Here is a 22,635-nt window from a genome sequence, read left to right as displayed (position 1 = left end):
GACTGGTGACAGGGTCAGCAGGGCATGGGCGCGTTGCGGCGCGCGTAGTGCCACCAAGTCACCAGCACGCAGCTGAGGTAGAAGGCGATAAAGCAATACAGCGCGGCGTCGGCGGCGCCGGTCAACTCCAGCGAGGTGCCGAAGCTCTTGGGGATAAAGAAGCCGCCGTAGGCGCCGATCGCACCGGAGAAGCCCAGCACCGCGGCGGATTCCTTGCCGGCGTCCTGCAATGCCTGCTTCTGTGCCGCGTCGCCCTTGCCCGCGGCAGCGCGCTGGCGCTCGGTCAGGAAGATCACCGGAATCATGCGGAAGGTCGAACCGTTGCCGATGCCGGTCAGCGCGAACAACGCGATAAAGGCGGCCAGGAAGAATGTGAAGTTGCCGCCGGCGCCGTCATGCGGCAGCGCCGCCAGCACCGCGAACACCGCGGCGATCATGCCGACGAAGGTCCACAGCGTGACCCGCGCGCCGCCCAGCTTGTCGGAGGTCCAGCCACCCACGGGACGCGTCAGCGCGCCTACCAGCGGCCCCAGGAAGGCATAAGCGGTGGGATTGACGCCGGGGAACTGCGACTTGGTCAGCAGCGCCAGCCCCGCCGAGAAGCCGATGAACGAACCGAAGGTGCCCACGTACAGCCAGCACATCAGCCAGTTGTGCTTGCGCTTGAAGATCACCGCCTGCTCGGCAAACGATGCCTTGGCATCCGCGATGTCATGCATGCCGAACCACGCCGCCAGTGCCGACACGATGATGAACGGCACCCAGACAAAGCCCGCGTTCTGCAGCCACAGGTCATGCGTGGCGCCGTTGGCCGTGTACTGCTGCGGCTCGCCGCCGAGCGCGCCGAACACTGCGATCGACACCACCAGCGGCGTGACGAACTGCACCACCGACACGCCGAGGTTGCCGATGCCCGCGTTCAGCCCGGTGGCCAGCCCCTTCTTCGCCTTGGGGAAGAAGAAGCTGATATTGGCCATTGAGGAGCTGAAGTTGGCGCCGCCCAGCCCGCACAGCAGCGCCAGCACCAGCAGCGTCGGATAGCCGGTGGACGGGTCGCGCAGCGCGAAGCCCATGCCCAGCGCCGGGATCAGCAGCAGTGCGGTGGAGATCGCGGTGAAGCGCCGCCCGCCGAACACCGGCACCAGGAACGAATAGAAGATGCGCAGCGTGGCGCCGGACAGCGCCGGCAGCGCGGTCAGCCAGAACAGCTGGTTCTTGGTGAACTGGAAGCCGGCGCGGTCGAGGTTGACCGCGACCACGCTCCACAGCATCCAGACCACGAAGGCCAGCATCAGCGCCGGGATCGAGATCCACAGGTTGCGGTAGGCGATGCGCTCGCCCTGGCTTTTCCAGAAGACCTTATTCTCGGGCTCCCAGCGGGTCAGTACGGAAGAGGACATGACAGTGTGCCTTGGTTGTTGTGCGTAACAGGGGCCGTCGCTCAGGCGGCCTGCGTGAGGCCGACGGCCTGTGCCTTGCGCTGGCGTTCAGCGCGCTGGCTGTAGTGCATCCACACCAGGCTCACGCACACGGTGCCGTACATCAGCATGAAGCAGCTGCTGCGCACGCCGGTCAGGTCGGCCAGCATGCCGAACAGCACCGGCAGCACGAAGCCGCCCAGCCCGCCAGCCAGGCCGACCACACCGGAAACCGCGCCGATGTTGTGCGTGAAGTCGTTGGAGATGAACTTGAATACCGAGGCCTTGCCGATGGCAAAGGCGATGCCGACCACGAACAGCAGGAAGGTGAAGACCGTGGGCGTCAGCGCGATGCGAAAACCCTGCGGGCCGCTGGTGGTCTGGACGATGAAATCGGTCTGCGGGTAGCTCAGCAGGAAGAAGCCGACCCAGCTCACCCACATCACCCACCAGGTGGTGCGGTGCGCGCCGTAGCGGTCGGAGATCCAGCCGCCGATGGCGCGCAGCACGCCGCCGGGCAGCGAGAAGCACGCGGCCAGGAAGGCGGCGGTCTTGATGTCGAAGCCGTATTCGCCGATGTAGTACTTGGTCATCCACAGCGACAGGCCGACATAGCCGCCGAACACCACCGAGTAGTACTGCGAGTAGCGCCACACGCGCGGGTCGCGCATCACGGCGAGCTGCTCGCGCCAGCCGACGCTGGACTTGACCAGGTGCGCCGGGTTGCTGCGCGAGAACACCCAGAACAGCAGCGCTGTGACCAGCATCGCCACCGAATACACGCGCGGCACCACGGTCCAGGTGCCGGCGGCCAGGATCATCGCCGGCGCGACGAACTTGGTCAGCGCCGCGCCCGAGTTGCCGGCGCCGAAGATGCCCATCGCCAGGCCCTGGCGCGAGCGCGGGAACCAGCGCGCCACATACGGCGTGCCGACCGAGAACGAGCCGCCCGCCAGGCCGACGAACAAGCCCAGCACCAGCAGCTGCCACAGCGTGTGCGCATACGAGATCAGCCAGATCGGGATCACGGTGGCCAGCATCAGCACGAAGAAGACGATGCGCCCGCCGTAGCGGTCGGTCCAGATGCCCAGCGGCACCCGGATCAGCGAGCCGCTGAGGACGGGCGTGGCGGCCAGCAGTCCGAATTCAGTGTCGCTCAGGCCAAGCTCCTGCTTGAGCGGGATGCCGAGGACCGCGAACAGCATCCAGACGGCAAAGCAGATGGTGAAGGCGAAAGTGCTGGACGCCAGCGTGATTGCGGCGCCGGGCGCAATGGGCTCCGGCGCGCGTGGGTGGGTGGCCATGGCCATGCTCCTGTGTCAACTTTGGCGGGGGTGATGCCAGAGTAGGGGCCGCCACTGGTGCTGCCTATTCGCCGGCCGTACAGCGCACGCGGGCGCGCAGCCTGCCTTTGGAGGTAGTTCTACCGGCGGAGGTCGCCGGCGCGGCGGCGGTGCTATCGTGCAGTCAGCGTGAATGGCATCCGTTTGCGCACCTGCGGCAGACCGTGCGCCGGATCAAGAAGCCGGCGCGCGCCGCACCACCCGATTCCCGTAGCCAGCCATGGACACCATTCCCATTCTTCCCGCGCGGCGCTCGCCACCGCCTGGCAAGGCGCCCGCCGGACCGCCGCCGCGCGGCTTTGCCTTGTTTGCACTGGGCTTCCGGCCGTTCTACCTGGGCGGGGCGGTGTTCGCCGCGCTGGCCATCGCGGCGTGGTCGGCGATGCTGGCGGGCGCCGCCGCAGTCGGCCCGGCGCCGGTGATGCCGGCGATGTTCTGGCACGCGCACGAGATGGTGTTCGGCTTTGCCGCGGCCATCGTGGTGGGTTTCCTGTTCACCGCGGGGCGGGCCTGGACCGGCCAGCCGACGCCCACTGGCGCCGCGCTTGCCGCGCTGTTCCTGCTGTGGCTGGCCGGGCGCGTGGGCATGTGGGTGGTGCCGGGAACGGCGGCCTTCGTGATCGAGGGCGCGTTCCTGCCGCTGGCCGCGCTGGCCTTCACGCGCACGCTGGCCCGCGCCGGCAACCGCCGCAACTATCCGCTGGCCCTGGCGCTGTGGCTGCTGGGCGCGGCCGATGTCGCCAGCCTGTGGCTGCAGGCGCGCGGCCATGACGCCGGTGCGATGCTGGCCTGCCGCGCGGGCGTGGCGCTGGTCACGCTGTTCGTGGTGGTGATCGGCGGGCGCGTCATCCCGATGTTCACGACCAACGCGATCCCGGGGTTCCGCCTGCGGCAATACCGGCAGGTGGAGCGCATGGTGGTGCCGGCCGCGGTGCTGGGACTGGCTGCGGGGGTGCTGCCCTTGCCGGTCTGGCTGGCGGCGGCGCTGTCATTGCTGGCCGCGGCGGTGCTGGCCGTGCGCGTGGCTGGCTGGCGCAGCCATGCGGTAGGCAACCGGCCGATCCTGTGGGTGCTGCACCTGGCCTATGCGTGGCTGCCGGTGGCGCTGCTGCTGCAGGCGCTGGGTGCGCTGGGGCTGGTGATGGCGGGGCTGGCGACGCATGCCTTCACTGTCGGCGTGCTTGGCGTGGCGATCATCGCCATGATCACGCGCACCGCACTGGGTCACACCGGCCGCATGCTGGTGGCCGGCCGCGCGGAAACCGCGGCGTACTGGCTGGTGGCCACGGCGGCGGTGTTGCGGGTGTTCGGGCCGATGGCCTGGCCGGGTGGCTACCTGCATTGGGTGTGGGGAGCCGGGGCGTGCTGGGTGACCGGGTTCGGCCTCTATGCGCTGGCGTATGCGCCGCGCCTGATTCGGCGGCGGGTCGATGGCAAGCCTGGCTGAGTGAGTGGAGTAGTCTGATTTCTGCGTCTTGCCCTACAGGCCGCTGTGGCGCCATGAAAGAATGGCCGCCATGTCGAAACGTCTCGCATCGCAGCGTAATGCCATGCCCGGCGCTGCCGAATATGCCGCTTGGCTGGGCCGTCTCAAGGAAGAAGTCCACCGTACTCGCCTTGCCGCGTCGCTTTCAGTAAACCGCGAACTGATCCTGCTCTACTGGAGGCTTGGGCGTTCGATTCTCCCGCAGCAGACAGCAGCAGGCTGGGGGACAAAGGTGATCGACAGGCTTGCGGGCGATTTGCGTCAATCGTTCCCCGAGATGGCTGGTTTTTCATCGCGAAGCCTGAAATACATTCGGACGTTCGCTGCAGCCTGGCCAGACGAGGCAATAGTGCAACAGGTTGTTGCACTATTGCCTCGACTACATTGTGCGAATGACGGAAACGCTGCCCGAAGATTTGCACGGGGCGCTGCCAACGTTAGAACAGCTGGAATCCTCGCCGGAGGATGAATGAGCATTACCGCGCGGGCGCCAACCAACGGGCCGATGACATGACGCTGAGACTTGTGGTCTAAGTTCCGCGAAACGTCAAATCGATTCCGGAATCGGCGCTACTTTCGCTGACCCCAGTTCCAGCCGCACACTGAATAGCGCCACCCCCAGCGCAGCCATCGGCGCCAGTGCCGCAACCCACGGCAATGCCGCCAGACCCGGTCCGTGATCGACCACCACGCCGCCCATCCACGCACCCAGGCCGTTGCCCAGGTTGAATGCCGCGATATTGAAGCTCGAGGCCAGGTTCTGTCCCGCGCCCTGGGCGTGGCGCAGCACGCGCAGCTGCAGCGGCGAGACCGTGGCAAAGGCCGCGATGCCCAGGATGCCGACGAAGGCCACCACCAGCACCTGGCTGTGGATGGCCAGCGTCATCGCCGCCAGCACCAGCGTCAGCGTGGTCAGCGTGGCCAGCACCGCGCGCGTCGGGGTGCGGTCGGCAAAGCGGCCGCCGAGCACGTTGCCAAGGATCATGCCGGCGCCGAACAGCAGCAGGATCGGTGACACCGCCGCCTCGCCAAAGCCGGACACGCGCGTCAGCAGCGGCTGCACGTAGGTGATCACGGCAAAGATGCCCATCGACTGCAGCACCGTCATCAACAGGCCCAGCAGCACCTGCGGGCGGCCGATGGTGGCCAGTTCGTCGCGCAGGGCCACGGGGGCGCCGTGGTCCTGGCTCTTCTGCACCAGCAGCGCGATCACCGCCAGCGACAGCAGCCCGATCACGGTCATCGCCCAGAAGGTCGAGCGCCAGCCCAGGTGCAGGCCCAGCCAGGCGCCGGCGGGCATGCCCAGCAGCGTGGCCAGCGTCAGGCCGGAGAACATCACCGAGATCGCGGAGGCGCGGCGGTCCTCCGGCACCAGCCCGGTGGCCACCACCGCGCCGACGCCGAAGAAGGTGCCATGCGTGAGCGAGGTCAGCACGCGCGCGATCATCAGCGTGGTGTAGTCGGGCGCCAGCGCGCAGGCGGCATTGCCGACGGTGTAGATCACCATCAGCGCCAGCAGCACGGCCTTGCGCGGCATGCGCCGCGTCAGCAGGGTCAGCACCGGCGCGCCGGCGAAGACGCCCAGCGCGTAGCCGGACACCAGCATGCCGGCGGCGGCGATGGTCACCCGCAGGTCGGCGGCAACCTGAAGCAGCAGGCCCATGATCACGAATTCGGCGCAGCCGATGCCGAAGGAACCGGCGGTGAGCGCGTAGAGCGCAACCGGCAGCCGGCCGCGGGCGGATGCAGCGCCGGGTGTGGAGTTGGTGGAGACTGGGGGGGCCATGTTCGGGGGATGCGTCGGCAAAAGGAAGGAAGCCCGCAGTCTGTGCCTTTCCGTCTTCAGTAAAAACCGGCATGATCCATAATCAGTTTCAATGGAATCTTGAAAATCATGGACCGGATCGGCGATATCGGCCTGTTCCTGCGCGTGCTCGACCTGGGTTCGATCAGCGCCGCGGCACGCAGCCTGGACCTGTCGGTGGCGGTGGCCAGCCAGCGGCTGCAGCGGCTGGAGCGTGAACTGGGCGTGCGCCTGCTGCATCGCACCACGCGGCGGCTGCACGCCACCCCGGAAGGCGTGGTGCTGGCCGAGCAGGGGCGTGCGCTGGTGGACGACCTAGAAGCGCTGGGCACCTCGTTGCGGCAGGCCGGCACCGGGGTATCGGGCACGCTGCGGGTGACCACGTCGTCCTCGTTCGGGCGGCTCTATATCTCGCCGCTGTTGCCGGAATTCCTGGCGCTGCATCCCGGCCTGACGCTCAGCGTCAACCTGACCGACAACGTGCTGGACCTGGTCAGCGCGGGTTTCGACCTGGCCATCCGCATCGGTGTGCTGGACGATTCGACGCTGGTCGCGCGGCGGCTGGCCAACAACCGGCGGCTGCTGTGTGCCGCGCCGGACTACCTGCGCCGGCGCGGCACGCCGCGCACCCCGCAGGACCTGGCGCGGCACGATTGCCTGGTGCTGGTGGGCAGCCAGGGCCGGCAGGATGTCTGGCGCCTGGGCGACGGCGCCGGCGGGGAGATTGCCGTGCGCGTGCGCGGCCGGATCGAGGCCAATACCGGCGAGCTGTTGTCCGATGCGGCGCTGGCGGGCTTTGGCATCGCCCTGCATTCCACCTGGCATGTCTGCGCCGACCTGCGCGCCGGGCGGCTGGTGCAGGTGCTGCCCGATTACCCGCTCGCCGACACCGGCATCTACGCCGTGATGCCGCAGCGGCGGCTGGTGCCCCCGCGCGTGCGCGCCTTTGTCGATTTCCTGGCCGGGCGCTTCGGCGACAACCCGCCGTGGGAGCAACCCCACGGCGGGTGAGCCGGCCTGCCCTACGCGGGTGGAGGCGCCGCCGCGCGCCGGTAGTCGCCCGGGGTCATGCCGGTCCAGCGGCGGAAGGCGCGGAAGAACGAGTTGGCATCGTCAAAGCCGAGCCGGAACGCGATTTCTCCGAGCGACATCGCGCCTCCGGCCAGGTAGCCGCCAGCCAGCTCGCGGCGCGCCTCTTCACACAGCGTGCGGAAACTCGTGCCCGCCGCCATCAGCCGGCGCTGCAGCGTGCGCTCGCTGATGTCCAGGTGGCGTGCCACCGCGGCCAGGCTGAGGGCGCGGTCGCCGGCCAGCGCCTGCAGGGCCGCGCGCACATCGTCCAGCGACGCGGACGCCGGCCGCGCTTCGCGCGCGGCATGGCCCGCGCCCGCGCCGGCCGGTCCGCTGCGCACGCGGGCAGCCAGGCGCAAGGCCAGGTCGCGGCGGCCGAACACGATGGCGTCTTCGGGCTCGCCAAAGCGCACCGGGCAGTCGAATGCTTCGGTATAGCGCAGGTGCCAGTCCGGCTGGCCGATGCGCAGCGACACCCGCAGCGGATGCAGCGGCTTGCGCGTGAACTGGCGCCCGAAGGCCAGCAGCGAGCACAGCTCCATGTCGATGCGCGGTCGGGTGTCGGGCGCCTCGGGATCGCTCGGGCGGATACAGACCCAGGCTTCGTCGCCCTGGCGGCGCAGTTCGATGCGGTCGCCGGCGAGCAGCTTCTGGTAGCGCGCGATGCGCCGCAGCGCGGTGCCCAGCGACGGCCCGGCCATGGCCGTCAGGCCCGCCAGCCCGAGCAGGTCGGTCTGCATCCGGCTGCCCAGCCACAGGCCGATGGTTGGATCGCCGGTGGCACGGTAGACCGCGCAGAGCACGTGGCAGGCCTGTTGCGGGCCGGCCGCCGGCATGGCGGGCCTGAGGTCGCTGGGGTCGGAGTCGGTGTCGGATTCCGGGGCAGGCGCGAGTCCCGATACGTCGTAGCCGCCGTCACGCAGTGCGTGCAGCAGGTCACGAGGCAACGGCCCGGCCTGGATAGGCTCTTGTTGTGTCATTGTCATTATCTGGCTGGCAAGTTGGCGCAAGTGCGCCAGTGCAGCCCCCGGTAACACTGAGATTACGCGGTGCCGGTGCCCCCTTCAAGGGAGTGCGGGGGGATGAAGTGTGGCCTGGGCAGCGCAACGGCGTGCTGGCGGCGGGGGTGCCGCACCGTTGCCGGGTTCCGGCGCGCCTGCAACCCGTTGCCTAAAATTTGGGCGCTCCGGTGGGTTGCCGCACAGACCGGGGCTTTCGGGGAATGTAGGGCCAGGATATCCACAGATTCTGTGGATATCACACGCAGGTTTTCAACATGGGTTTATGCGGCTGCCGCCAAGCGCCGGATGCAGGTATGCTGGTTGGTTTGAGGGCGCGGCGTGTTGCCTGGCCGCGCCGTCATCGTGTGGCATCCCTGCCGGATTTGCCGCCATCGTGCCGCCAACGTCCGCTGTTGGCCCAATCGTTCTACCTGCCCGCCGCCATGCGCCATGACCGGTCGTCCGCAGTCCTGCCTCGTCTTGCCTTGTTGCCGATGCTTGCCGCCGCCGTGGCGCTGTCCGGCTGCGTGGCGCAATACCGGGTGCCTGCCGGCGCCCCGGCCGCCAGCGTGCGGCTGCTGACCAGCACCGACGACAACACTTCGTTCACCGTGGTCGATCCGGCCAAATGCCCGGTGCCCGCGCGGCCGCTGGTGCTGGCGGGAACCGGCAGGCAGTTGTCTGCGATGGGTCGGGACCGGAGCCTGGACATGGCCGGGCGCTCGCCCGAGCCGCCGGCTCGCACGCGCGAGCGGCTGGTGGAGGCGGGCCGGCGCATCTACGTGGCGGTGACCTCGGCCGCGGCGCCGCCGCTGCCCGAGCTGCGTTGCGCGGCGGGCGTGTCATTCGTGCCGGTTGCCGGCGGCCAGTATGAGATCCGCTACCAGCGGGACGAAACCGCGAGCCAGTGCTCGGCGCAGGTATTGCGCATGCAGCCGCTGGCCGGTGGCGGCGCGCGCCTGACGGCGGAGCCGACCCAGCAGGGCTTCAGGGCGCTGCGCAAGGAGTATGTCTGCCAGGCGCAGTGACGCGCCCGGCAGGCCGATGGCACCATCGATTGAAGCGGGCGCGTGAGACGGGCGCGCGCTGGCCGCGCTGGCGGCTTACTGCTCGATCAGGAAACGCTCCGGGCGCTTGCCCAACCATGCCGGCGCGCGGCCGCGGCCCGACCAGGTCTTGCCGGTCTTGGGGTCCATGTACTTCGGCGGCAAGGCGGATGCGGGCTTCTTGGCACTCGAACCAGCCGGGCGGCCACGCTTGCGGCGCGGCAGGATGTCTTCGGCGGTCAGGCCGTATTCAGTCATCAGGTCCCGGATTTTGTCGATCACGCCGGCGACTTCCGTCGCACGCACTTCATTCAGCTTGGCTTCCAGCGCTTCCTTCTCAGCCAGGAGTTGCTTGTATGTCGCCATTTATATCCCCTTTCTGCAAATAGGCCGCTGCATGGTACTAGAAGTGTGGTGTCGGTTCACCTAAAAAAATTTTACAAAAAATAACGGAGATTGCACGGACTGATTGTTTGCTGGCCTGAATTGACGGTCGCACAGCCCACGATGCAGCCGGTATTGGGCTGGGCATCGCCCGTTTTGCCCGCATTTAAGGACAATGAAAATACGCACGCCCCCGGCCTTTAGCGCCTAGACTGCTTGTCTGCGCCCGGCGCAGCCCCCTCTGACACGACTACCGGAGCCCCTGATGAGCCAGCAGATTTTTGTCAATTTGCCCGTCCGCGACCTGCAAAAGTCGATTGCCTTCTTTACGCAGTTGGGTTTTTCCTTCAATCCGCAATTTACCGACGACACTGCCACCTGCATGATCGTCGGCGAAAACATTTTCGTGATGCTGCTGACCGAAGCCAAGTTCCGCAGCTTCTCGCCCAATGAAATCTGCGATGCACGGAAATCGACTGAGGTGCTGGTTTGCCTGTCGATGGAAACCCGCGCGCGCGTGGATGAAATGGTCAATGCCGCGGTCGCGGCGGGTGGCAATACCTACAAGCCGCCGATGGATTTGGGATTCATGTACGGGCATGGATTCCAGGATCCCGATGGCCATGTCTGGGAACTGGTGTACATGGATGTGGCGGCAATGCAGGCCGGGCAATGAAGGCGATTTAGCGAAACGCCATTCGCCAAGCGCGGGACCTTTCAGGCAAGCCACCAAAAAAACAGCCCGGGAAAGCAGGAAGCCCGGGCTTGAAATCCACCTGGATCACGGTGGAGGAGACATCTGGTTGTCAGCGTCCCGGGCGTGGCGCCCGGGACGCGGCAGTAGCTTTCGGCAGGATCAGATGGCCCAGCCCCCGGCATAGAACGCAGCCAGCACGACCGCGATGGCCACCGTGCCGACATTGAGCTTGCGCCATTCGCCAGCCACCACGCGGCCCACCACCAGGGTGCAGAAGCCCAGCATGATGCCGGTCACGATATTGCAGGTCAGCACGATGAACACGGCGCAGACCAGGCCAGCCATCGCGTCGACCAGGTCGTCCATGTGCAGGCGGCTCACGCTCGACAGCATCAGCAGGCCCACGTACATCAGCGCGGGCGCGGTGGCGTACGACGGCACCAGCCCGGCCAGCGGCGAGAAGAACATCACCGCAACGAACAGCAGGCCCACCACCACGGCGGTCAGGCCGGTCTTGGCGCCGGCCGCAACGCCGACGGTCGACTCGATGTAGGCTGCAGCCGGAGCGCCGCCGAACATCCCCGAGAAGATCGAGCTGACCGAATCCGCGGTCAGCGCGCGCCCGCCATTGTGGATATGGCCGGCAGCGTTGAGCTGGCCGGCTTGTCCGGCGACCGCGCGGATCGTGCCGGTGGCATCGAACACCGCGGTCATCACCAGGGCCAGCACGCTCGGCAGCACTGCTGCCGTCAGCGCGCCGCGCACGTCCATGGCGCCGATCAGCGATTCATGGCCGGGTGCGCTCAGCGACGGCAGCGCGAACACGCCGGTGAACTTCACCGCCGGGTCGAAGGCCAGGCCCAGCGCGGAGATCGCGATGATCACCAGCAGGATGCCGCCCGGCACCTTGCGGCGCTCCAGGCCGAAGATCGCGGCCAGGCCCAGCACCGACATCACCACCGGGAACGAGGTGATCTTGCCCAGTGACACCGGCAGGCCGGGGTGAGCGTTCTTGACCACCAGGCCGACTTCATTCGAGGCGATCAACAGCAGGAACAGGCCGATGCCGATGCCGGTGCCGTGCGCCACGCCGGCGGGCAGGTTGCGCAGGATCCAGGAGCGCACGCCGGTGACGGAGATCGCGGTGAAGATCACGCCCATCAGGAACACGGCGCCGAGCGCGACCGCCGGCGACAGGCCCTGCCCCAGCACCAGCCCAAAGGCCATGAATGCGGTCAGCGAGATGGCGCAGCCGATGGCGATCGGCAGCTTGGCCCACAGGCCCATCAGCAGGGAGCCGAAGGCGGTGGTCAGGCACACCGCGACAAAGACCGCGCTGGTGTCGAAGCCGGCCTTGCCCAGCATGCCGGGAACGACAAAGACGGCGTAGACCATCGCCATGAAGGTGGTCACCCCGGCGACCACTTCCTTGCGCTGGGTGCTGCCGCGCGCGGTGATCTCGAAAAACGCGTCGATCCGGCTCCGGACTTCGGGGACTTGGGGGCGTGCAGCATCGGCTTCCGTCGCGGACGACGGATAGGGCTGTTCGATCATGATGAGCTGTCTCCTTGCGGGCGCTGCAACGTCCGTCGTACGGACTGTCGTCAGGCGTGTCTCACGTGGTTCTGGTCTGGGCTGGAGGCGCAAACCTGGCCAACCCGCTGTTATCGGTGTGCCGCTTGTCGGTGCCTCTGCGGGCGCGATCCGGGCAAGGCTGAAGGCTAGGTGACCACGCGCCATGCATCATCACCGGCAGGCAATGCGCGGCATGTGCATCGAGGAATATCGAATGTGACGATTGGGCACCTTGGATTGGCGGATTGGCATCAGGTGGCGCGTGCGGCAGGCGGCCATTATCACGCACCCCATATACGGCCTATAGGTACAGACCCGGATGATTCAGGCGCAACTTCTCTATACTAGGGATAACCCTGAACTGCCTCCCGATCCGGGCCGAACCACGGCTGGATGTGCCTCGTGAGGCGCACCAACTTCCATCCAACCGGAAAGGATATTCGCCATGCAAGTACTCGCCGACACCCTCTATCGCCAGCCCGCCCAAGCCAAGGCATCGAAGCCCGCCGCCCAGCCGGCACGCGATGTTGCCTACTACGCCCGCGTGGGCGGCGGCCAATCGCTGGCCGCGCGGGTGCGCGCCTACTTTGCCCAGGGCTGGACCCTGTACGTAGCCAACGCACGCGAGGCCGCGCCGATCCGCTGGCTGTAAGCGGGCGCGCTGCCTCAGTACATGCCGGTGCGGGCCATGAACGCGTCCAGGGTCCAGCCGCGCCCGAGCAGCAGCATGCGCGTATGCAGGCCCTCACGCACTGGCGCGTCGACGGCCTGGCCCAGCCAGGTCAGCGTCTTGTGGCGCAAGTCCACATAGCCCATCGGGTAATCGGCGGCCAGCGCCTGCCATAGGGCGTTGGCGCCGGCCGACTGGCGCGCCCCGCTCAGCAGGCACAGCCCGCCATCCAGCGCCCAGCGGTACAGCGCCCGAGCCAGGCCGCGGCGCTGGTAAGCGGGCGCAAACTTTGTGTGCGGCGCCCGTACCCATGGGTCGGCCCGGCGGCCGACCTCGATCAGCCGGTTGAAGACGGTATAACCGGCCAGCCGGCGCTGCATCACATCTTCCACATACACGTAGTACTCGCCGTCGGCCTCGCGATAGCGCAGGCGCAGGCCTGGCGCGCCCGCGGGCAGCGCCGGCATCGCATGCAGGCAGTCGCCGGGTTGGCCGATGCGGTCGTGCAGGGCACCCAGCTCGCGCTCGATATCGCCCGGCGCGAGCTCAACGTCGATGCGCAGTTCGAGCGCGCGCGGCAGGGCCGGCGCCGGCAGGCGCAGGGCATGGAAATTCACCATGGCAAGACTCCACTGGGGCTCAGGGATTGAGGATCAGGTAGAGGGCGGCAAGCGCCACCATGGCGCAGAAGGTATGGCGGTAGAGCGGGGACATGTCTGGCTTTCTCCTGGCTGCATGATCAAGCGGGTGCCGGATGGCATCCGCGACATGGGCCGTGCGGGAAAGCTCAGGACTGGAGGGTGGCGCCCCGAGCTGCCCGCACGGCCAGGAAAAGCACGGCGCGGCGGACCTGGGCGTACGCGTGGAAGCGGTCGGCCAGGTCGATGGCGGCGCCCGGGCGCTGCGTGGCGCGCACGCCTGCCGCCGGCAGGGCCGGGCGGTTCAGGGTGGCGAAGCGGACAGTGCGAAGCATGGGTGTCGGGGCGCGAAAGCATCGGGGGAACATTGCTTATGCCACACTTCGCGCGCAATGTCCAGGCAAGTTGCGGGCTTCCGCTTTTAACTCCGTGCTACTTCGTAATCATGGTGGCTGTGGCCGGCCTGCCGGCCACAGCTCTGCCATCTTTAATTGTGAACACTGTCTACATGTACTAGACTCAGAAAGCATCGTTCACCGGCCTTCTTGCAGGAGCCAAGATGACGACTTCCCCCACACCCGAAACCGACACCGGCCCCGTCAGGCTGCTGGTGGCCACCACCAAGGGCGCCTGGTTCCTGACCAGCGACGCCGCGCGCCGCAGCTGGCAGATCGAGGGCCCGACGTTCCTCGGCCATACCATCCACCATATCGTGCAGGACCCGCGTGAACCGTCGCGCATGCTGATGGCGGCGCGCACCGGCCACCTGGGCCCGACCGTGTTCCGCTCCACCGACGGCGGCCGCAACTGGACCGAAGCCGCGCGCCCGCCCGCCTTCGACAAGGCCCCGGAGGGCGAGACCGGCCGCGTCGTCGACCACGTGTTCTGGCTCACGCCCGGCCATGCCAGCGAGCCCGGCACCTGGTATGCCGGCACCTCGCCGCAGGGCCTGTTCCGCAGCGCCGACCACGGCGTGACCTGGGAGCCGGTATCAGGCTTCAACGACCACCCGAACTGGCGCACCTGGACCGGCGGCGAGCAGGACGGCACGCCCGACGGCCCCAAGATGCATTCCGTGCTGGTCGATCCGCGCGACGCGCGCCACCTGTATATCGGCATGTCCAGCGGCGGCGTGTTCGAGAGCACCGACGGCGGCGCGGACTGGAAGCCGCTGAACCGCGGCAGCCTCGCCACCTTCCTGCCCGATCCCAATCCCGAGTACGGCCAGGATCCGCACTGCATGCTGCAGCATCCCGCCGACCCGGACATCCTGTACCAGCAGAACCATTGCGGCATCTACCGCATGGACCGCCGCGAAGGCGTGTGGAAACGCATCGGCGAAGCCATGCCGGCGGAAGTGGGCGATATCGGCTTCCCCATCGTCGCCCACTGCCGCGATCCGCGCACGGTCTGGGTGTTCCCGATGGATGGCAGCGACGTCTGGCCGCGCGTCAGCCCGGGCGGCCGCCCGGCAGCGTATGTCACGCGCGATGCCGGCGAAACCTGGCAGCGCCAGGACCGCGGCCTGCCCGCCGAACAAGGCTGGTTCACGGTCAAGCGCCAGGCCATGGCCACCGACGGCCACGCGCCGGTGGGCGTGTACTTCGGCACCACCGGCGGCGAGATCTGGGCCAGTGCCGATGAAGGCGAGGGCTGGCAATGCATCGCCCGCAACCTGCCGCAGGTCTACGCGGTTACCGTGGCGCGCCCTGCCTGAATGCCATCAGCCGACCGGAGAACTTCCATGCAGGTCCGTATCGCGACGCCGCTCTTCTCCTATACCGGACAGCGCGAATACGTCGAGGCCCGTGGCGCCAGCATCGCCGAGCTGCTCGACGACCTTGACCGCCAGTTCCCCGGCATGCGCTTTCGCATCGTCGATGAGCAGGGCAAGCTGCGGCCGTATATCCGCGTCTTCGTCAACCGCACGCAGCTGATGCGGCTGGACGCGCCATTGAAGGAAACCGACGAGGTGCATATCCTGCAGGCGCTGGCGGGCGGGTAAGCGCCCGGCTACAGCGCCTGCAGGTACGGCCACGGGTAGATGCCGCGGTCGTGCCCGTCGCTGAACACGATCTGCACACCATAGCCCATTTCGCCGAGGGCGACGATTTGCGTGTCGCCCGGCCCGGCCTCCGAGGGCTTGCCGCGGCAGGCGGCGCAACGGCAGGCTGCGCGCAAGCGGCCCGGGTCCAGCGACTGGCACTGGCCGTCTGGCCAGTAGACGCGCAGCGCGCCGTTGGCGCGGGAGAGCTCCAGGCGCGTGGGTACGACCATGCCGCCGCTCATGCATGAGCCTCCGGCGCGCCGATCTGCGCCAGCGCAATGCGTACGGCCTTGCGTACCTCCGGATCGGCATCGTCGGCGGCCGAGGCAAGGGCCGGCACGGCTGCCGCATCCCGCAGGCTCCCCAGCGACAGCGCGGCCTCCTTGCGCAGGTTGCTGATGGCGTGGGCCAGCTGCATCGTCAGCGGCACCAGCGCCGCGCGGTCGCGCAGCTTGCCGAGAGCCCTGGCGGCCTGCAGGCGGACCTGCCAGTAGCGGTCCTCCAGCGCGTCGATCAACGGGCCCACGGCTTCAGGGAATTTCAGTTTTCCCAGCGTCTGCGCGGCTTCTTCCCGCACCTGCCAGGCGCCGTCGCGCAGGGCCGCCAGCAACGCATCGCGCGCCGACGGGTCGGCAGCCAGGCCGAGCGCGCCGGCGGCGGCGCGCCTGACGTCGGTATCGGCATCGCTGGTCGCAGCTTGTGCCAGCGCGGGCAGGGCTTCGCTGCGCCTGAGCCAGCCCAGCACGGCCACGGCTTCGCGGCGCACCGGGGCGGCCGCGTCGGACAGCGCCGCCATGGCCGCATCGAAGCCGGCCGCATAGCGCAGCTCGCGCAGGCCGCGCCACGCGGCCGCCCGGACAAAGGGATCGCCGTGCGTGACCCACGGCAGCAGGGCGGCACCGGAGGCGGGCGCCTTCAGTTCCGACAGTCCCTGTGCTGCCGCTTCGGCCACTTCGCGGCTGGGGTCGGCCAGTGCCGCGGCCAGCGCCGGGACGACCGCTTCCTGTTCCCAGCTGGCCAGCGTGCGCGCGGCTTCCGCGCGCACGGATTCGGCAGGGTCCGATTGCAGGCGCTGCAGCAGCAGCGGCACGCCGTCTTCATCCTCCAGGTCGGCAAGTTGCAGCACGGCCACGCGTCGCACCGCAGGGTCGGGGTCGGCCAGGCGCAGCGTCAGCGCGCCGATGGAGGGATCGAGATCAAACAGGGATTCGTCAGGCAGGGTGGAAGCTTGCGGCATGGATGGCAGTCAGGTCGATAGCGGTCAGGCGGCGGTCGCGAGCGCGCTGGCCTGGGTGTGGTCGTGCAGCAGGTCGCGGCAGCGGCGCTTGAGCCGGATGAAATCGTCATCGGTCATCAACTCGGCGCGGCGGGGCCGCTCGAAGGGGATAGCGATATCTTCAAGGATGCGTCCGGGCCGTGGCGACATCACCAGCACGCGGTCGGCCAGGAACAGCGCCTCGTCGATGTCATGGGTGACGAAGACCACGGTGGTGCGCATCCGCGCCCAGACCTCGAGCAGCAGGGCTTGCATATGGGCGCGGGTCTGCGCGTCGAGCGCACCGAAGGGCTCGTCCATCAGCAGCACGCGCGGCCGGTTGATCAGCACGCGCGCAATCTCCGCGCGCTGCTGCATGCCGCCGGAAAGCTGGGCGGGGTAGCGCTGCGCGAAGCCGCCCAGGCCGACCAGGTCCAGCAGGGCCTGCGCCTCGCGCTTGCGCTCGGCGGTGGGCACGCCCTGCATCTTCAGGCCGAAGGCGACGTTGTCGAGCACGCGCTTCCACGGGAACAGCGAGTGCTGCTGGAACACCAGCCCGCGCTCCGGCGCGGGGCCGCGCACCGGCGCCCCGTCGAGCAGGATCTCGCCCGCCGCCGCCGGCAGGTGTCCGGCGATGGCGCCCAGCAGCGTGGACTTGCCGCAGCCCGACGGCCCCAGGATGCAGACGAACTGCCCGGCGGGAATGTCGATGGATAGCTGGTGCACGGCGGTGAAGGCGGCATCGCCCTGGCCCAGCGCCACATCCAGGCCGCGCACCTGCAGGTGGCCCGCGCGGATCGGTTGGCTCGTCATGCGCGCACCTGCTGCAGGCGGGTCCACGGCATCAGCCACGCGCCGAGGCGCTTGATCAGCGCGCTGCTGCCCATGCCGAAGGCACCGATCAGGAGCATGCCGACGACGATGTCTGCATAGTTCTGCAGGTTGTAGGCCTCCCACGTGTAGTAGCCGATGCCGTACTGGCCGGCGATCATCTCGGCGGTGACCAGGCAGAACCAGGACGTGCCCATGCCGATCGCCAGCCCGGTGACGATACTCGGCAGCGCCGCGGGCAGCAGCACCTCGGGGAAGACGGTCCAGCGGCGCGCGCCCAGGCTGCGCGCCGTGGCGACCAGGCGCGGGTCGGTGCGCTCCACGCCGTGGATGGTGTTGAGCAGGATCGGGAACAGCGCCCCGATGAAGGTGATGAAGATCATGCTCAGCTCCGAAGACGGGAACATCAGGATTGCCAGCGGAATCCACGCCACGCCGGGGATCGGGCGCAGCACCTCCAGCGGTGGCAGCAGCAGGTCTTCCAGCCAGCGCGAGCGGCCGATCGCCATGCCGAGCACGATGCCAGCCACGGCCGCCGCGCCAAAGCCGGCAAACACGCGGTACAGGCTGTTGCTCAGGTGCAGCACCAGCTTGGGTGACTGCAGCAGTTGCCAGGCCGCCGGAACCACGTCGCTGGGCGCGGGCACGTTGGCGAAGGTGACGAGGCCGAGGTGGGCCCGGTGGGACGAGGCCAGCTGCCACAGCACGATGCAGCTGGCCAGCGCGGCCAGGCGCACCAGCCAGCGTGCCAGCCGCACGCGTGCCGCGCCCGGCGCGGCCGGTGCCACCGGGGGCGCCCCCGCTTCAAGGCTGATCGAGGTCATGGGCGCGCTCCGCGTCAGTTGCTGGCCACGGCGACCGCGGCGCCGCTGACTGCGGCAAAGTCCCGCACATTGCCACCATTGGCCTTTGCCCAGCCATCCGCTGAGCCCTTGAGCAGGAAGGCGCTCGCCTGCCCCTTGCCGTCCTGCACGTACCACGCCTTGCTGGCCAGCAGCTTCAGGCCGGTATTGCGGTCATGCACATACAGCACGCGCGCCTGCTTGCCCTCTTTTGCAGCCTGCCTGAGCGCGGCGAATGCTGCAGCCGGCGAGGCATAGGCGCGCACCCTGGACTCGCCCCGCAGCCACAGCTGCGCGGCCAGCTTCGGCTCGGCGATGGGTTTGCCGCTGCCCGCGTCCTTCGCCGCGAGGGGCTGTTTGTCGTAGGACTTCAGGCGCGCTTCATAGTCCAGCCCCTCCAGCCTGAAGGCTTCGCGGATGTAGCGCTCGTCGATCACGGTGTCGGCGCTGAGGTCGGCATCGGTGCGCTTGAGCAGCTTCAGCGTCTCGATCGAGGTCTGCAGCGCCTGGCGGTACTCCGGCTTCCAGGTGTAGTCGCGGTTCTGCAGGCCGAGCGGGCCATGGAACAGGTAGTCCACCTCGGCGTCGATGCCGGTCACCCGGGCAATCAGCTCGCTGTATTTCTCGGGCTCCGCCGCCATCAGGCGGTCGGCCTCGATCGCGGCGCGCAGGTAGGCCACCACGATCTCCGGGTACTTCTGCGCGTATTCCGCGTTCACCAGCGCGCCGTGGAAGGTGGGGGCCTCGGCCTGGGCGCCGTCATAGATCTTGCGGGCAAAGCCGCGGAAGACAAAGAGCTCGGGGAAGGGCACGAAGTTGGCATGGCCGTCCACCTTGTGTGCCTGCAGCGCCGAGCCGCCGACCTCGGGCGACTGCGACACCAGGGTCACGTCCTTGTCCGGGTCCCAGCCCTGGCGCTTGATCGCGCGCAGCAGCATGCCGTGCGCGGTGGAGCCGAACGGCACCGAGATGGTCTTGCCCCTGAGCTCCGCCAGCGACTGGACCGGCGAATCCGCCGGCACCACGATGCCGTTGCCGGTGCCGATCGCGTTGCCCGACAGCGGCGCGATGAACAGGCTCTTCTTGCCGGCCTTCTGGAAGGCAGCGGCATTGAGCGAGCCGGGGAAATCCGCCATGGCGCCGATATCCAGCTTGTCGGCCACCATCTCGTTGGTCAGCGGCGGGCCGGAGGTGAAGTTCTTCCATTGCACGTCGTAGGTGACGTCCTTGTACTTGCCGGTGCGGGGCAGGTACTTGTCGAGCAGCTTCAGTTCGCGGATCAGCAGGCCGCCGGTGGCGCAGTTGATGGTGGTGTCCTGCGTGCCGATGGCAACGCGGATGGTTTCGGCACTGGCCGTGCCGGCCAGGCTGGCGGCGGCCAGTGCCAGCAGCAGGTGGATGCTGGTGGAGGCTTTCATGGGGTTATCTCTGTGGTGCTGTTGTCATGAAGCGGGGCAATCAACGCAGCAGGTACGGGATCTCGACCCTGACCGCGCCCGTCGGGCAATCCTTCTCGCAGGGCATGCAGTACCAGCACTCGTCGAACTGCATGAATGCCTTGCCTTTGGTCAGGTCGATGGCCAGCAGGTCCATCGGGCAGACATCGACGCAGACCGTGCAGCCCTTGTCGGCAATGCACTTGTCTTCATCGATGGTGACCGGCGCGCTGCTGCGCTGGGCGATCTCATGCGGGGTGTAGGCCATGGCGTGGGTTCCTTCAGGCGGCAGCCAGGGTGGCGGGTTCGGCAGTGGCGGCCGTGGCGGCGGCCTGGCCGCGGCTGACGCGCAGCCGCTGGTAGGCGGTGGCGTCGTCGCCTGCCACCGGGACGATGTACGGCTCGATCGCGCGCTTGTGGCTGACCATGCGCCCGGCTTCATCCTTGCTCAGGTGCGTATGGCAGAACCAGTCCGCATCATTGCGCTGCGGATAGTCGACGCGATGGTGGTAGAGACCCCAGCGGCTCTCGGTGCGGAACAGGGAGGCGCGTGCCGCCATCTCGGCGCAGTCGCGGATCGCCATCACCTCGACCGCGCGCATCAGCTCGTGCGGATTGGCGGCGCGGATCTGGCCGATGTCCTCGGCGATGGCGTCAAAACGCTGCAGGCCGATTTCCATCTTGCGCGTGACCTTGGGCGGCTGCAGGTAGTCGTTGACCATGCGGCGCAGCTTGTATTCCACCTGGGCGGGCGGCAGCCCACTCTCGCGCGCCAGCGGTGCGAACACGCGCGCGCGCTCCGCCTCGACCTGGGCCGCATCGGCTTCAGGCAGGCCGCGGCCGGCGACGTAGTCGGCCGCGTTGTGCCCGGCAAACCAGCCATAGGTGAAGGCGCCCAGCATGTAGTTGTGCGGCACGGCGGCCATGTCTCCGGCCGCGTACAGGCCCGGCACGGTAGTCTCGGCGCGCTCGTTCACATGCACGCCGGAAGCGCTGTGGCCGCTGCAGAAGCCGATCTCCGAGATATGCATCTCCACCATCTGCCTGCGGTAGTCGGTGCCGCGCCCGGCGTGGAACTGGCCGCGGCTGGGCCGTTCGTTGGTGTGCAGGATCGTCTCGATGGTCTGGATGGTTTCTTCCGCCAGGTGGTCAAGCTTCAGGAACACCGGGCCGTTGCCGCCCTGGAGCTCCTGGTAGAACTCCCACATCATCTGGCCGCTCCAGTAGTCGCATTCGATAAAGCGCTCGCCCTTGCCGTTGGCGGTATAGCCGCCCAGCGGGCCGGTCACGTAGGCGCAGGCCGGGCCGTTGTAGTCCTTGATCAGCGGATTGATCTGGAAGCACTCCAGGTTGGCCAGCGCGGCGCCGGCGTGATAGGCCATGGCATAGCCGTCGCCGGCATTGGTCGGGTTCTCGTAGGTGCCCATCAGGTAGCCGGAAGCGGGCAGGCCCAGGCGGCCGGCCGCGCCGCAGCACAGGATCACGGCGCGCGCGCGGATCACGTGGAAGTCCGCGCTGCGGCAGTCGAAGCCCATCACGCCGCCGGCGGCGCCGCTGGCGTCGGTCAGCACGCGCGTGGCGACGATGCGGTTGGTGATCTCTACCCGCGCGCGCTTGAGCTGGCGGTACAGCACCTTCTTGACGTTGTGTCCTTCCGGCATCGGCAGCACATAGGAGCCCATGTGATGGACCTTCTTCACTGCGTAGTCGCCGGTCTCGTCCTTCTCGAACCTGACGCCCCAGCGATCCAGCTGCTCGATGGTGGCAAAGCTGTGGCGCGCGTAGGCATAAACGGTGGACTGGTCGACGATGCCGTCGTTGGCCACGGTGATCTCGCGGGTGTACTGCTCGGGCGTGGCGTGGCCGGGGATCACGGCATTGTTCAGCCCGTCCATGCCCATCGAGATGGCGCCGCTGCGCTTGACGTGCGCCTTGTCGAGCAGCAGCACGCGCAGCGCGGGGTTGCGTTCCTTGGCCTTGATCGCGGCCATCGGGCCGGCGGTGCCGCCGCCGACGACAACGATGTCGTATTCGTGAGTCAGGGTATTCATGCGGAGGGCTTCCCCTTGCTGGCTGGTTTGCGGGGCCGTGCATGGCCGGCTGGGCTGGTGACGCTGGCGGCTGGCGCGGTCTTGTGCCGGTCTGCGCGCAGCCGGTACTGGAACGCGTCGCCGCGGAAGTAGAGGAACTCGTAATCGATAGGCGTGCCTTGCGCGTCATGGGTCAGGCGTTCGATGCGCAGCACCGGCGCGCCTTCCTCGATGCGCAGGGCCTGGGTCAGCTCGTCGTCGGCGAGGATGGCGTCGACACTCAGGTCGGCATGGCCGAGCTTCACGCCACAGTCGTTTTCCAGGATCAGGAAGATGTCGCGCGTGGCCAGGTCGGCAGTGAGCAGGCGGCGGCCGACGGCCTCGGACACCCAGGTCAGCTCCAGCGACACCGGCTCGCGGTTGAGCAGGCGCACGCGCCGGATCTCCACCACCGGATCGCCTTCGCGCAGCCGCAGTTGCGTGGCAACGTGACGGCTGGCAGGTACGCATTTGCAGTTGCGTATCTGGTTCAGGATCTCGTAGCCCATGCTCGACATGGCCTCGGCAAAGCCTTGCAGCGAAGTCACGTTCTGGAAGGCGCGGGGCTTGGAGACGAAGGTGCCCTTGCCATGGATCTTGAAGATCAGCCCCTCCTTCTGCAGGTCGCCCAGCGCCTGGCGCACGGTGATGCGGCTGGCGCGAAAGCGCTCGCCCAGCTCGCTTTCCGACGGCATCTGGTGGTGCGGCGGATAGGTGCCGTCCAGGATGCTGGCGCGCAAGGCGTCCTTGATTTGCGTATAGAGCGGCAGCGGGATCGGTGCCGGCATGGCTGCGGCGGCGGGGACGGGTACCACGTTGGTCCGGGTCGTCATGGGGATCGACATAGCGTGTTATGACAAGTTGGGAACCACTATATGGACGACGCTGCGCCGGAGGAACGAAGCAATCCGGATATGCAAGGATGAAATCCGAACACGCGCTGCGTGCGCCTCTCAACTCCCGTTGCCCCGCGCCGATATCCAGTCATGAACCCTGCCGTCCGCCATCCGCCGCGGCCGCAG

24 protein-coding genes are annotated in these 22,635 nt (G+C 68.1%); 8 read left to right on the top strand and 16 right to left on the bottom strand.

What is annotated here, in order from left to right; genetic code table 11:
• Positions 1-14: 14 nt before the first annotated feature.
• Positions 15-1,400, bottom strand: coding sequence for a NarK family nitrate/nitrite MFS transporter (locus I6H87_RS30170; protein ID WP_011617746.1), 1,386 nt, complete (start codon positions 1,398-1,400; stop codon positions 15-17).
• A gap of 41 nt (positions 1,401-1,441) precedes the next feature.
• Complete coding sequence (locus tag I6H87_RS30165; protein ID WP_010810873.1) at positions 1,442-2,722, bottom strand: MFS transporter; 1,281 nt, start codon at positions 2,720-2,722, stop codon at positions 1,442-1,444.
• Positions 2,723-2,981: 259 nt separating this feature from the next.
• Between I6H87_RS30165 and I6H87_RS30160 the strand changes: the two genes are divergently transcribed.
• The gene (locus tag I6H87_RS30160; RefSeq protein WP_011617745.1) at positions 2,982-4,208 is read left to right on the top strand and encodes an NnrS family protein; all 1,227 of its coding nucleotides are present in this window, start codon (positions 2,982-2,984) and stop codon (positions 4,206-4,208) included.
• Positions 4,209-4,278: 70 nt separating this feature from the next.
• Positions 4,279-4,716, top strand: a complete 438-nt coding sequence (locus I6H87_RS30155) for a DUF1016 N-terminal domain-containing protein (protein ID WP_010810875.1) — start codon at positions 4,279-4,281, stop codon at positions 4,714-4,716.
• Between the two features lie 78 nt (positions 4,717-4,794).
• Here I6H87_RS30155 and I6H87_RS30150 read toward each other — a convergent pair whose 3' ends face one another.
• Positions 4,795-6,033: an MFS transporter gene (locus I6H87_RS30150; protein WP_011617744.1), complete on the bottom strand. Its 1,239-nt coding sequence runs from the start codon at positions 6,031-6,033 to the stop codon at positions 4,795-4,797.
• Positions 6,034-6,141: 108 nt separating this feature from the next.
• On the opposite strand from I6H87_RS30150, the gene I6H87_RS30145 reads away from it, so the two are divergent.
• Positions 6,142-7,062: a LysR family transcriptional regulator gene (locus I6H87_RS30145; RefSeq protein ID WP_011617743.1), complete on the top strand. Its 921-nt coding sequence runs from the start codon at positions 6,142-6,144 to the stop codon at positions 7,060-7,062.
• A gap of 11 nt (positions 7,063-7,073) precedes the next feature.
• On the opposite strand, the gene I6H87_RS30140 is transcribed toward I6H87_RS30145, so the two are convergent.
• Positions 7,074-8,102: an AraC family transcriptional regulator gene (locus I6H87_RS30140; RefSeq protein WP_231881463.1), complete on the bottom strand. Its 1,029-nt coding sequence runs from the start codon at positions 8,100-8,102 to the stop codon at positions 7,074-7,076.
• Positions 8,103-8,536: 434 nt separating this feature from the next.
• On the opposite strand from I6H87_RS30140, the gene I6H87_RS30135 reads away from it, so the two are divergent.
• Entirely contained in the window at positions 8,537-9,151 is a 615-nt protein-coding gene (locus I6H87_RS30135) for a hypothetical protein (RefSeq protein WP_231881462.1), read from the top strand.
• Between the two features lie 75 nt (positions 9,152-9,226).
• Here the strand turns inward: I6H87_RS30135 and I6H87_RS30130 are convergent, their stop codons facing one another.
• The gene (locus I6H87_RS30130; RefSeq protein WP_010810880.1) at positions 9,227-9,535 is read right to left on the bottom strand and encodes an H-NS histone family protein; all 309 of its coding nucleotides are present in this window, start codon (positions 9,533-9,535) and stop codon (positions 9,227-9,229) included.
• Between the two features lie 283 nt (positions 9,536-9,818).
• On the opposite strand from I6H87_RS30130, the gene I6H87_RS30125 reads away from it, so the two are divergent.
• Entirely contained in the window at positions 9,819-10,229 is a 411-nt protein-coding gene (locus I6H87_RS30125; RefSeq protein WP_010810881.1) for a VOC family protein, read from the top strand.
• Positions 10,230-10,409: 180 nt separating this feature from the next.
• Here I6H87_RS30125 and I6H87_RS30120 read toward each other — a convergent pair whose 3' ends face one another.
• Positions 10,410-11,804 (bottom strand): NCS2 family permease, encoded by a 1,395-nt coding sequence (locus tag I6H87_RS30120; protein ID WP_011617740.1) that lies wholly within the window; start codon positions 11,802-11,804, stop codon positions 10,410-10,412.
• A gap of 466 nt (positions 11,805-12,270) precedes the next feature.
• Between I6H87_RS30120 and I6H87_RS30115 the strand changes: the two genes are divergently transcribed.
• A complete protein-coding gene (locus I6H87_RS30115) occupies positions 12,271-12,477 on the top strand; it encodes a hypothetical protein (protein WP_010810883.1) in 207 nt (68 codons plus the stop codon).
• 14 nt (positions 12,478-12,491) lie between these two features.
• On the opposite strand, the gene I6H87_RS30110 is transcribed toward I6H87_RS30115, so the two are convergent.
• Positions 12,492-13,115 carry a hypothetical protein gene (locus I6H87_RS30110; RefSeq protein ID WP_011617739.1) on the bottom strand — a complete coding sequence of 208 codons (624 nt, stop codon included), beginning with the start codon at positions 13,113-13,115 and terminating at the stop codon, positions 12,492-12,494.
• A 167-nt stretch (positions 13,116-13,282) separates the two neighbouring features.
• Positions 13,283-13,468, bottom strand: coding sequence for a glycosyl hydrolase (locus tag I6H87_RS30105; RefSeq protein WP_136227883.1), 186 nt, complete (start codon positions 13,466-13,468; stop codon positions 13,283-13,285).
• Between the two features lie 224 nt (positions 13,469-13,692).
• Between I6H87_RS30105 and I6H87_RS30100 the strand changes: the two genes are divergently transcribed.
• Together I6H87_RS30100 and I6H87_RS30095 are read left to right on the top strand one after the other, a co-directional pair.
• A complete protein-coding gene (locus I6H87_RS30100) occupies positions 13,693-14,850 on the top strand; it encodes a beta propeller repeat protein (RefSeq protein ID WP_011617737.1) in 1,158 nt (385 codons plus the stop codon).
• Positions 14,851-14,877: 27 nt separating this feature from the next.
• Entirely contained in the window at positions 14,878-15,138 is a 261-nt protein-coding gene (locus tag I6H87_RS30095) for a MoaD/ThiS family protein (RefSeq protein WP_010810887.1), read from the top strand.
• Between the two features lie 8 nt (positions 15,139-15,146).
• Here I6H87_RS30095 and I6H87_RS30090 read toward each other — a convergent pair whose 3' ends face one another.
• The 8 genes from I6H87_RS30090 to I6H87_RS30055 are packed head-to-tail and all read right to left on the bottom strand — an operon-like array spanning position 15,147 to position 22,446.
• A complete protein-coding gene (locus I6H87_RS30090) occupies positions 15,147-15,422 on the bottom strand; it encodes a gamma-butyrobetaine hydroxylase-like domain-containing protein (protein ID WP_010810888.1) in 276 nt (91 codons plus the stop codon).
• On the bottom strand, positions 15,419-16,417 hold the full coding sequence (locus I6H87_RS30085) for a HEAT repeat domain-containing protein (RefSeq protein WP_010810889.1): 999 nt from the start codon (positions 16,415-16,417) through the stop codon (positions 15,419-15,421). The genes I6H87_RS30090 and I6H87_RS30085 overlap by 4 nt, the downstream gene beginning before the upstream one ends.
• Positions 16,418-16,441: 24 nt before the next feature.
• Entirely contained in the window at positions 16,442-17,248 is an 807-nt protein-coding gene (locus I6H87_RS30080) for an ABC transporter ATP-binding protein (RefSeq protein ID WP_011617736.1), read from the bottom strand.
• Complete coding sequence (locus I6H87_RS30075; RefSeq protein WP_010810891.1) at positions 17,245-18,090, bottom strand: ABC transporter permease; 846 nt, start codon at positions 18,088-18,090, stop codon at positions 17,245-17,247. The genes I6H87_RS30080 and I6H87_RS30075 overlap by 4 nt, the downstream gene beginning before the upstream one ends.
• 14 nt (positions 18,091-18,104) lie before the next feature.
• On the bottom strand, positions 18,105-19,526 hold the full coding sequence (locus I6H87_RS30070; RefSeq protein ID WP_010810892.1) for an ABC transporter substrate-binding protein: 1,422 nt from the start codon (positions 19,524-19,526) through the stop codon (positions 18,105-18,107).
• 40 nt (positions 19,527-19,566) lie between these two features.
• Positions 19,567-19,812, bottom strand: coding sequence for a 4Fe-4S dicluster domain-containing protein (locus I6H87_RS30065; protein WP_010810893.1), 246 nt, complete (start codon positions 19,810-19,812; stop codon positions 19,567-19,569).
• Between the two features lie 13 nt (positions 19,813-19,825).
• Complete coding sequence (locus I6H87_RS30060; protein WP_010810894.1) at positions 19,826-21,595, bottom strand: fumarate reductase/succinate dehydrogenase flavoprotein subunit; 1,770 nt, start codon at positions 21,593-21,595, stop codon at positions 19,826-19,828.
• Positions 21,592-22,446, bottom strand: coding sequence for a GntR family transcriptional regulator (locus I6H87_RS30055; protein ID WP_371258364.1), 855 nt, complete (start codon positions 22,444-22,446; stop codon positions 21,592-21,594). The genes I6H87_RS30060 and I6H87_RS30055 overlap by 4 nt, the downstream gene beginning before the upstream one ends.
• Positions 22,447-22,635 lie beyond the last annotated feature (189 nt).

It is taken from the genome of Cupriavidus necator (assembly GCF_016127575.1).
In the GTDB taxonomy this organism is placed as follows: Bacteria; Pseudomonadota; Gammaproteobacteria; order Burkholderiales; family Burkholderiaceae; genus Cupriavidus; species Cupriavidus necator_D.
This window is presented reverse-complemented; position numbering and strand designations above follow the sequence as displayed.